This is a genomic window from Nocardia sp. NPDC057227 (assembly GCF_042669725.1).
In the GTDB taxonomy this organism is placed as follows: Bacteria; Actinomycetota; Actinomycetes; order Mycobacteriales; family Mycobacteriaceae; genus Nocardia; species Nocardia asteroides_A.
This window is the reverse complement of the sequence record NZ_JBHUXA010000007.1, coordinates 50,938-60,501: the sequence shown is the minus strand read 5'-3', so window position 1 is coordinate 60,501 and position 9,564 is coordinate 50,938. Positions and strand designations below refer to the sequence as shown.

The window sequence follows — 9,564 nt, the reverse complement described above, 5'->3', positions numbered from 1 at the left end:
TGGTGTGAAGATCGCAATTCCGTTGACCGGGACCAGAGGTGACGTGCAACCCGCCGTCGCGCTCGGGCTGACGCTGCGCGACCGCGGCCACGAGGTGATCGTCGGCGCCCCGCCCAACCTCGTCGACTTCACCGCGGGCACCGGGCTGAAGGCCCAGCCCTGCGGGCCGGACGTACAGCAGCTCTACTCCTCCGAGGAGGGACAGCGGGCGCTCGCCGCGGGCAGCAGCCTGCGGCTCATGCAGCTGGTCGGCAAGCAGATGGCCGAGTACGCGGAGCGGATGAACCGCGAGGTCATCGAGGTCTGCGCGGGCGCCGAGGTGATCGTCTCCACGCTGCTCACCGAGGACCGGGCGGTCTCGGTGGCCGAGGCGTCCGGCGCCGGGCTGGTCACGCTGCACGGCTTCCCCGGCCGCAAGACCAGCGCGTATCCGTTCCCCGGCGCGCTGCCGCCGCACTGGCAGCCGCCCGCCGCGGTGAACCGGGCCACCTGGTCGGTCGCGGAGAACCTGCGGCGCGTGGTCTTCCTGCGCTACCTCAACCAGCTGCGCGGCGAGCTCGGGCTGCGCAAGACCACGAAGAGCCCGGCCGCCATGTGCGCCGAGCGCGGGGTGCGTGAGGTGCAGATCTACGACCCGGCGCTGGTGCCCGGGCTGGCCGAGGACTGGGGTGACCGGCGGCCGCTGGTCGGCTTCCTGGCGCTGCCGCGCGCCGCCCGCGAGGCGATCGGCGAGCTGGCCGACGACCACACCGAGCTGCTGGCCTGGATCGACGCCGGGGAGCCGCCGGTGTACTTCGGCTTCGGCAGCATGCCGATCCGGGACACCCATCAGGTGCTGGCCATGGTCACCGAGGTGAGCGAGCGGCTCGGGGTGCGCGCGCTGGTGAGCGCGGGCTGGAGCGATCTGGCCGCCGCCGACGCCGAATCCGGCGACACGGTGCGGGTGGTCGGGCCGCTGGCGCACGACATCGTCTTCCCCAGGTGCGCCGCCGCGGTGCACCACGGCGGGATCGGCACCACCTTCGAGAGCCTGCGCGCCGGGCTGCCGACGCTGGTCTGCTCGGTCTCCTTCGACCAGCCCATGTGGGGCGGGCAGGTCGAGCGGCTCGGGGTCGGGGTGCACCTGCCCTTCGCGAAACTCGACGCCGACCGGCTCACCGCGGGCGTGCGCACCCTGCTCGCGCCGGAGACGGTGGCGCGCACCCGCGAGCTCGCCGGCCGGCTGGCGGAGCGCTCCGATGCCGCCGACCGGGCCGCCGACCTGGTCGAGGCCGCCGCTCGGTGAACCGGTTCGCGGCCGGGTGCGCCGATTCGGCGGTCATGTTCCGGCGCGCGCTGCGCCGGACCGTGCGCGGCCGCGACACGCTGCTGGTCTCGGCGCTGCTGCCGATCCTGCTCATGCTGCTGTTCGTCTACGTCTTCGGCGGCGCGATCCAGGTCGGCATGCCGTACCTGGACTACGTGCTGCCCGGAATCGTGCTGCTCTGCACCGGTTTCGGCGCCTCCATCACCGCGACCGGCGTCGCCACCGACGTGCACAGCGCCGCCGTCGACCGCTTCCGCACCCTGCCGATCTACCGGCAGGCCCTGCTCGCCGGGCACGCGCTCGAGGGCGTGGTGCGCAATCTCGGCGTCGTCGTTGTCGTCTTCGGCTTCGCCGCCGTGCTCGGATTCCGCACCGGCGCGGGGCTCCCCGGCCTCCTCACCGCCGCCGGGATTGTGCTTCTGCTCGTCCTCGCCGTCACCTGGATCGCGGTGGCGATGGGGTTGCTCGCCCGCACCCCCGAGGCGGCGGGCGGCTTCACCTACGCCATCATGTTCGTCCCGTACGTGAGCAGCGCCTTCGTCCGCACCGAGAGCATGCCGCCCTGGTTGCGCGGCTTCGCCGACCACCAACCGGCAACGCCGATTCTCGGGGCGATGCGGGGTGCGCTGACCGGTGCCGGGGGCGAGGTGGTCCCCGCCGTTCTGTGGTGTGCGGGGCTGGCGTTGGCCGGATACTGCGCGTCCGCGGCGCTCTTCGCCCGGCGGGGCTGAGCACCCTCCGCCGGTGCACACCGGCGGAGGGTGAACGAGTGTTCCGCCCGGCGTCAGTCCTGCCGGGGGAGTGCGGGATCGGTCAGTTTCCAGGCATCCTCCTCCGCGACGATCGCGGCTTCGGCCGCGTCGCGTTCGGCGTCGCCCGAGCGCGAGGCACCGTGGCCGCGGTGCACGCACATGATCTGGTCGCGGGTGCCGTGCTTGTCCCGATAGGTCGACAGGGCGGGCCCGGCCGCGCTCTGGTTGCCGTACGGGAAGCTCCGCGTGCTCGACCAGTTGCTGCCGTCGAACGACAGCCACCACAGTGTCTCGTCGCCGTGGCCGCGTTTGACGCAGAACAGCTTGTTGTCGAAGACCACGAGGGCAGGGCCGTCCGCGCTCTGCGGGGCGCCGGTGATCTTCCGGTCGGTGCTCCAGCGGGTGCCGTCGAAGGCGGTGTACCACAGGGTGGCGTCGCCGTAGCCGCGGTGCACGCAGTAGAGCCGGTCCTGGTAGACGGCCAGCGCGGGATTCGTCAGCGACTCGGGGGCCCCGTCGAGCTTCCGGTGGCCGCTCCAGGAGCTGCCGTCGAAGCTCGCGTACCACAGGCTGTGATCGCCCGCGCCCCGGTAGACGCAGTAGAGCCGGTCCCGGTAGACCGCGAGGGCCGGTCCCGTGCCGGTCTCCGGGTTGCCGGGGAGCCGGGTGTCGGTGGTCCAGGTGCTGCCGTTGTAGACGGTGCACCACAGCCACTGGTCGGCGCCGCGGTGCACGCAGTAGAGCTTGTCCCGGTAGGTCGCGAGCGCGGGCCCGTTGCGGCTCTGGGGAGCGCCGGGCAGCGTGCTGTCGTCGTTCCATCCGGTGTCGGGGTCGTAGGTCGTCCACCACAGGTGGGCGTCACCGTAGCCGCGGTAGACGCAGTACAGGCGGTCCCGGTACTCGGCGAGGGCCGGGTTGGCGGCGCTGATGTGGCTGGCGAACTTCTCGTCGGCGCTCCACGTCTGCCCCGGCTCGTAGACCGACCACCACAGGAACGGGTCCTCCACCGGGCCGAGCGAGGACGGCACCGGCCACAGCGGCATCAGCCAGGTCGCGGTCAGCTTGCAGCCCCACCCGCCGGAGACCTCCTGGATCCAGATCTTGTGCGCGAACATCATCGCGCTGACCGGCCAGGCGATGGCGTCGGGGAGGAAGTCGCTGAGGATGTCCCAGAGCAGCTCGCGGATTTCCAGCGTCGTGTCGACGGCCTTCTGGTTCAGTTCCAGGACGTAACCCCACCATTTGGCGTCGCCCTTCCAGTGGGCGCCCTCGCGTTCCAGTTGTGCCCGCAACTCGCTCATCCGGGCCTGGAACTCCGCGGTCCGAACCGGCGGTGGTTCGGCGAGCAGGACCGCCAAGGGCGGTGTCGTGATGTCTGTCGTCATGATGCTCACACCCGATCTGGCAGAGGCAGGCCCGGGTTCGGCCGTGCCGAATGGACTGACGCATGACAGCCGCCACGCTACGGCCCAGACCCGACCTGCCGGTCTGCTTCGGTGTGGAACAATCCCGCCGCTCGTTTCCGCCGACGACCAGCGAAAACACGCCCCGCTTCCGGGCGTCACCCCTCCGGCGCGTACCCGAGAATCCCCTTGATCTCCAGATAGTCGTGGAACCCGAACTCGCCCCACTCCCGCCCGTTCCCGCTCTTGCGGTACCCGCCGAACGGGCAGTGGAAGTCGAAGGCGTCGTTGATGGAGACCCACCCGGCGCGGATGCGGCGGGCGAGCGAGCGGGCGACCTCGAGGTCGGCGCCCGCGATGTTGCCCGCGAGCCCGTACTCGGTGTCGTTGGCGATCTCGACGGCGTGGTCCAGGTCGTCGTAGGCGATGATGGTGAGGACCGGGCCGAAGATCTCCTCGCGGGCGATCGTCATGTCGTTGGTGACGTTCGCGAAGACCGTCGGCTTGACGTAGTAGCCCCGGTCGAGGCCGTCGGGGCGGCCGGGGCCGCCCGCGACCAGGGTGGCGCCCTCCTCGATGCCGGTGGCGATGAGCGCCTGGATCTTCTCGAACTGGGTGCCGGAGACCACCGGCCCCACCGCGACGTCACCGGTGGGGTCGCCGACGGTGAGCCCGGCCGCGGCCTCGCGGGCGGCGGCGACAGCGTCGTCCACCCGGTGTCGCGGGACGAGCATGCGCGACAGGGCGCTGCAGGTCTGGCCGGAGTTGTTCATCAGGGTGCCGACCGCGATGCCGACGTTCGACGGCAGATCGTCGTCGTCCAGCACGATATTGGGGCTCTTGCCGCCGAGCTCCTGGGTGACCCGCTTGACGCTCGGCGCGGCATTGCGCGCGATCTCGATCCCGGCCCTGGTGGAGCCGGTGAACGAGACCAGGTCGACGTCGGGGTGCGCGGAGAGCGGGACGCCGACATTCGGCCCGTCGCCCTGCACCAGGTTGAAGACCCCGGCGGGGACGCCCGCCGCGTCCAGGATCTCGGCGAGGATCTGCCCGGAGAACGGCGACTGCTCGGACGGCTTGAGCACGACGGTGCAGCCGGTGGCGAGCGCGGGGAAGACCTTGACCGCGATCTGGTTCAGCGGCCAGTTCCACGGCGTGATCAGCCCGCAGACCCCGATCGGCTCCTTCACCACCAGGGTGGCGCCGCGCTGCTCCTCGAACTCGAACGTCTCCAGGATGCCGATGGCGGTGCTCAGGTGCCCGGCGCCGAGATCGACCTGGAAGCCGCCCGCCAGCGCGGAGGGCGCCCCCATCTCCTCGGTCAGCGCCGCCGCGAGATCGCCGCGGCGCCTGTCGTATTCGTCGCCGATGGCGCGCAGCACGGCGGCGCGCTCGGCGACCGGCGTCGCCGACCAGGTGGGGAAGGCGGAGCGGGCGGCGGCCACCGCGCGGTCGACGTCGGCCGCCGAGCCGAGTGCGACCGTGCCCGCCACCTCCTCGGTGGCCGGGTTGATCACCTCGAAGGTGGCCGTGGTCGCCGGCTCGATCCACTTGCCGCCGATGTAGAAGGTGCCGAACGTGCGCATGGCTACTGCATCCCCTCGGCGTACCAGGTGCGGAACTCGTCGTAGCTCGGCATCTCCTCGGAATTCGCCTTCGGGTCGACCACCACGTGGATGACGCCGGGCCGCCCGCTGGCGTAGGCGCGCTTGATCGCGGGGGCGATGTCCTCCTCGCGCTCCACGTACTCGCCGTGGCAGCCGAACCCCTCCGCGATCTTGTCGAAGCGGGTCTCGGTGCTCCAGTGCGTTCCGGTCTCCAGCGAGCCCTGGCCGAAGAGCCCCTTGTAGACGCCGACCTCCAGCCCCCAGGAGTAGTCCACCGCGACCACGCAGACCAGCGGCAGGTTCAGCCGGGCCGCGGTCTCCAGCTCGCCGATGTGGAAGAGGAACGAGGAGTCGCCGGTGACCAGCATGAGCGGGCGCTTGCGGCCCTCGGCCACCGAGGCGCCGATGGCGTAGGGGAGCCCGGTGCCGAGGTGCCCGAAGTTCTGGTTCCAGATCACGTCGTGCGGCTTGGCCTGCGAGTAGGTCCAGCCGAAGATGGTGGTGGCGCCGCCGTCGCGGACCATGATGCCCTCCGGCGGGAACGCCTTCGTCGCCTCCACGATGAGCCGGGCCGGGTGCACCTGCTTCTGCCCCGACGGCGCGGTCTCGGCCAGCTCCGCGAGGCGCGCGGCGTCCTGTTCGATCCAGCCCGCCAGCTCGGGGGTCGCCGTGCGCGGGGTGTCCTTCAGCGCCGCGACCAGCTGCGGGACGATGGCGCGGAGATCGCCGACCAGCGGGACGTCGATCGGGCGATTCACCCCGATCGCCTCCGGATTCTGTTCCACCAGAATCCATTTCCGGTTCGCCTCACCGGCGACCCAGTGCCTGCCGACGCCGTAGTGCACCGGCTCGCCGAGCTCGGTGCCGACGGCGAGCACCAGGTCGGACTTGACCACCGCGTCGATGGACGAGGGCGAGAAGCCGTAGGCGAAGGTGCGGTCCTCCAGCCCCTCGATGAACGAGGTGCCGCCGGAGGTCTGGATCACCGGCACCGCCATCAGCTCGGCCAGCGCGCGCACCGACTCCCCGGCCCTCGTGGTGTGCACGCCGTGCCCGACGATGAGGATCGGCTGCTTCGCGGCGCGGATGAGCTCGGCCGCCTCGTCGATCCGGTCCTGCCCGGCGGTCTGCCCGATCAGCCGGTAGCGGTGCGGCGGCAGCGGTTCGGGGACATCCAGTTCCTCCTGGATGATGCCCTTCGGCCACTCGATGTAGACCGGGCCGGGGGTGCCGGTGAGCGCCCGGCGCAGCCCCTCGCGGATGATCTCGTCGGTCTGGTCGGCGTACTCGATACTCGCGCTGTACTTCACCGACGGCGCGAAGAGCTCGGCCTGCTTGACGAACTGGATCCGCCCGCGGCGCACCCGCTGCTCGGTGATCCGGGCGCGCTGCCCGCCGAGGAAGATGACCGGGGAGTTCTCCACCTTGGCGCACTGGATGGCGCCCGCCATGTTCGCCATGCCGGGGCCGAGCGTGCCGATGCAGACCGCGGCCTTTCCGGTCATCCGGGAGACCGCCTCGGCCATGAACCCGGCCGTCTCCTCGTGGTGCGGGGCGATGACGTTCCAGCCGCGCTCCTCGGCGAGGTGGAACATGTGCACGAAGTTCGGGTCCGGAATACCGAATACGGTATTGATGCCCTCGGCTTCGAAAAGCTGGATGATGCGTTCGTAAACCTTAACCGACATGCTGCGCACCCTCCGTGGCCAGCGCGAAACTTCTCGTCAAATGGTCGACGTGCCCGGTTGCGGTGGGCAGGATCCAGGAGTTCGCGGTGTCCCGGATCTCGTCGATGCGCTCGCCGACCTGCTCGACCGTCCAGGCGGGCTGGTACACCCCTGTGGTCTCGGCGAGATAGAGCCGCGCCACCCGCCCGGCCACCGCGGCGTAGATCTCGCCGCTGACCGAGCAGGATTCGTGCGCGAGCCAGCCGACGGCGGGTGCCGTCAGCTCGGGGCCCATGGGCGGGTAGGCGGAGGTGTCCAGCCCGTCCGCCAGCCGGGTGACCGCGGCGGGGACGATGACATTGCTGGTCACGCCCGCCTCGGCGCCCTCCAGGGCGATCACGTTGGAGAGGCCGAGCACGCCGGCCTTGGCCGCCGCGTAGTTCGCGACGTTCTTGTTCCCGTAGATGCCGCCGATGGACGAGGTGAGCACCACCCGGCCGTAGCCGGCGTCGGCCATGACCGGGAACGCCGCCCGCGCCACGTGGAACGCGCCGCGCAGGTGCACGTCCAGTACGGCCTCGAAATCCGCGTAGGGCATGTCGCGCAGTGAGCCGTAGCGGACATTGCCCGCGTTGTGGATCAGGATGTCGAGGCGGCCGAAGCGCTCGAGGGCGGTGTCGACGATCGCCTGCCCGCCATCGGGGGTGGCGACGGAGTCGGTCGAGGTGGTCGCGGTGCCGCCCGCGGCCTCGATCTCGGCGACCACGTCGGCGGCCGGGCTGCCGACCACCTCGTCGCCGCGCACGCTGCTGCCCAGGTCGTTGACCACGACCTTCGCGCCGCGGGCGGCGAGCAGCAGCGCGTACGCGCGCCCCAGCCCGCGCCCGCCACCGGTGATCACGGCGACCCGCCCGTCGTAGCGCAGTTCGCTCATCGCCGCGCGCCTGTCGGCGCTGCCGCGCCGAGCCCGCGTGCCGTCCGGCGGAGACCGGTGCTCACTTGCCGAGCTCCAGCCCCGGCAGCTCGCCGGTATCCCGCCACGCCTGCAGGACGTCCTCGAAGGCGTAGAACCCGGGCCAGTACGGCTCGCCGAGGTGCGAGCGGATCTGCTTCTCGCCCTCGTTGTTGTAGTACCCGGGCGTGCATTCGCGCTGGAAGCTGGTGTTGTCCACCGCGGTCTCCCGGACGGTGGTGCACCATTCCTGAACCGCCTCCGGCGTCGGCTCGATGGAGGTGACCCCGGCCCCGGCGGCGTGCGCCAGGATGTAGGCGATGTGCCCGGCCTGCTGGTCGAACATGTCGGTGGTGCTCGCGGTGACCCCGCCCTGGATGAACCCGGTGAAGAAGACGTTCGGGAACCCGCGGGTGGTCAGCCCGTGCAGCGTCTTGTAGCCGTCGCCCCAGTGCTCGTAGAGCGAGACCCCGTCGCGCCCGGTGAACGGCGCGATCCCGAGCCGCCGGTCCAGGTCGGTGGTGATCTCGAAGCCGCTGGCGAAGATGATGCAGTCGACTTCGTGCTCGACGCCGTCGGCGACGATGCCCGTCGCGGTGATGCGCTCGACGCCCTTGGTCTTCGAGACGTCGACCAGCGTCACGTTGTCCCGGTTGAAGGTGGGCAGGTACTCGTCGTTGAAGCACGGCCGCTTGCACAGGAACCGGTAGTACGGCTTGAGCGCCGCCGCGGTCGCCGGGTCGTCGACCAGCGCGTCCACGCGCTGCCGCACCCGCTCCATCGCCGCGTAGTCGGCGGCCTCGCGGAGCTCCATGAACTTCTCCGGGGTCAGCGTTGCCCAACCCTCGGTGGCGGTGATCTGCGCCTCCACATTGCGGCTCACCTCGGTCCAGCCGTCGCAGATGAGGTCCGGCTGGCCCGGCGCGAACGCCTCGAAGGCGGCGGTGTGGAAGTTGCGCTTGCGCTCCCTGGTCCAGCCGGGCTTCAGCGTGGCGGCCCACTCGGGATCGGTCGGCACGTCGCCGCGCTCGTAGACGTAGGAGGGGGTGCGCTGGAAGACGTACAGGTGCTCGGCGGACTTCGCGAGGTGCGGGATCACCTGGATGCCGCTGGCGCCGGTGCCGATCACCGCGACCTTCTTGCCCGCGAGCCCGTCCAGGCCGCCCTGCATGCTGCCGCCGGTGTAGGCGTAGTCCCAGCGGGCGCTGTGGAAGGTGTGCCCCTCGAACTCCGAGATACCGGGGATGCCGGGCAGTTTCGGCTTGTTGAACGGGCCCTGCGCCAGGATCACCCAGCGCGCGCGGATGGCGTCGCCGCGGTTGGTGCCGATATTCCACCGGCCGCTCGGCTCGTCCCACTCCAGCGACTCGATTAGCGTGCTGAAGATGGCGCGCTCGTACAGGTTGTAGTGCTTGCCGATCCGCTGCGCGTGCTCGAAGCACTCGTCGCCGCGGGCGTACTTCTCGGTCGGGATGTACCCGGTCTCCTCGAGCAGCGGCAGGTAGGCGTAGCTGTCGGTGTCGCACTGGATGCCGGGGTAGCGGTTCCAGTACCAGGCGCCGCCGAAATCGCCCGCCAGCTCGATGATCCGGAAGTCGGTGACGCCCGCCTCCTGCAACCGGGCCGCGGCGAGCAGCCCGGCCCAGCCGCCGCCGAGGATGGCGACCCCGATCTCGTCGGTGATCGGCTCGCGCGGCTCCACCGTGGTGTACGGGTCGCCCGCGTAGAACTCGTCGAAGCCGTCCTCGGTGACGAGGTACTGGCCCTGCCCCTCGGTCCGCAGCCGCTTGTCCCGCTCGGCGAGGTAGATCTCGCGCAGCGCGTCGAGGTCGACCTCGGGGGTCTGCGTGGGTGCACAGTCGGTCATGGGATGGTTC

The 9,564-nt window shown here is 71.0% G+C and carries 7 protein-coding genes; 2 read left to right on the top strand and 5 right to left on the bottom strand.

All coding sequences use genetic code 11. The features are described 5' to 3' along the window. Nucleotides 1-4 precede the first annotated feature (4 nt). Both ACFUJ1_RS12280 and ACFUJ1_RS12275 read left to right on the top strand, forming a co-directional pair. Nucleotides 5-1,285: a glycosyltransferase gene (locus tag ACFUJ1_RS12280; RefSeq protein WP_378645086.1), complete on the top strand. Its 1,281-nt coding sequence runs from the start codon at nucleotides 5-7 to the stop codon at nucleotides 1,283-1,285. Continuing rightward, nucleotides 1,282-2,037: an ABC transporter permease gene (locus ACFUJ1_RS12275; RefSeq protein ID WP_378645085.1), complete on the top strand. Its 756-nt coding sequence runs from the start codon at nucleotides 1,282-1,284 to the stop codon at nucleotides 2,035-2,037. The genes ACFUJ1_RS12280 and ACFUJ1_RS12275 overlap by 4 nt, the downstream gene beginning before the upstream one ends. A gap of 53 nt (nucleotides 2,038-2,090) precedes the next feature. Here ACFUJ1_RS12275 and ACFUJ1_RS12270 read toward each other — a convergent pair whose 3' ends face one another. The 5 genes from ACFUJ1_RS12270 to ACFUJ1_RS12250 all read right to left on the bottom strand — a co-directional run bounded on the left by ACFUJ1_RS12270 (nucleotide 2,091) and on the right by ACFUJ1_RS12250 (nucleotide 9,554). Continuing rightward, the gene (locus tag ACFUJ1_RS12270) at nucleotides 2,091-3,443 is read right to left on the bottom strand and encodes a hypothetical protein (RefSeq protein ID WP_378645083.1); all 1,353 of its coding nucleotides are present in this window, start codon (nucleotides 3,441-3,443) and stop codon (nucleotides 2,091-2,093) included. A 176-nt stretch (nucleotides 3,444-3,619) separates the two neighbouring features. After that, nucleotides 3,620-5,047: an aldehyde dehydrogenase family protein gene (locus tag ACFUJ1_RS12265; RefSeq protein ID WP_378645082.1), complete on the bottom strand. Its 1,428-nt coding sequence runs from the start codon at nucleotides 5,045-5,047 to the stop codon at nucleotides 3,620-3,622. Nucleotides 5,048-5,049: 2 nt separating this feature from the next. Next, the gene (locus tag ACFUJ1_RS12260; protein WP_378645080.1) at nucleotides 5,050-6,756 is read right to left on the bottom strand and encodes a thiamine pyrophosphate-binding protein; all 1,707 of its coding nucleotides are present in this window, start codon (nucleotides 6,754-6,756) and stop codon (nucleotides 5,050-5,052) included. Then, nucleotides 6,746-7,669 (bottom strand): SDR family NAD(P)-dependent oxidoreductase, encoded by a 924-nt coding sequence (locus ACFUJ1_RS12255; protein ID WP_378645078.1) that lies wholly within the window; start codon nucleotides 7,667-7,669, stop codon nucleotides 6,746-6,748. Before ACFUJ1_RS12255 ends, ACFUJ1_RS12260 begins: the two co-directional genes overlap by 11 nt. A 61-nt stretch (nucleotides 7,670-7,730) precedes the next feature. Next, nucleotides 7,731-9,554: a flavin-containing monooxygenase gene (locus tag ACFUJ1_RS12250; RefSeq protein ID WP_378645077.1), complete on the bottom strand. Its 1,824-nt coding sequence runs from the start codon at nucleotides 9,552-9,554 to the stop codon at nucleotides 7,731-7,733. Nucleotides 9,555-9,564: the final 10 nt, after the last annotated feature.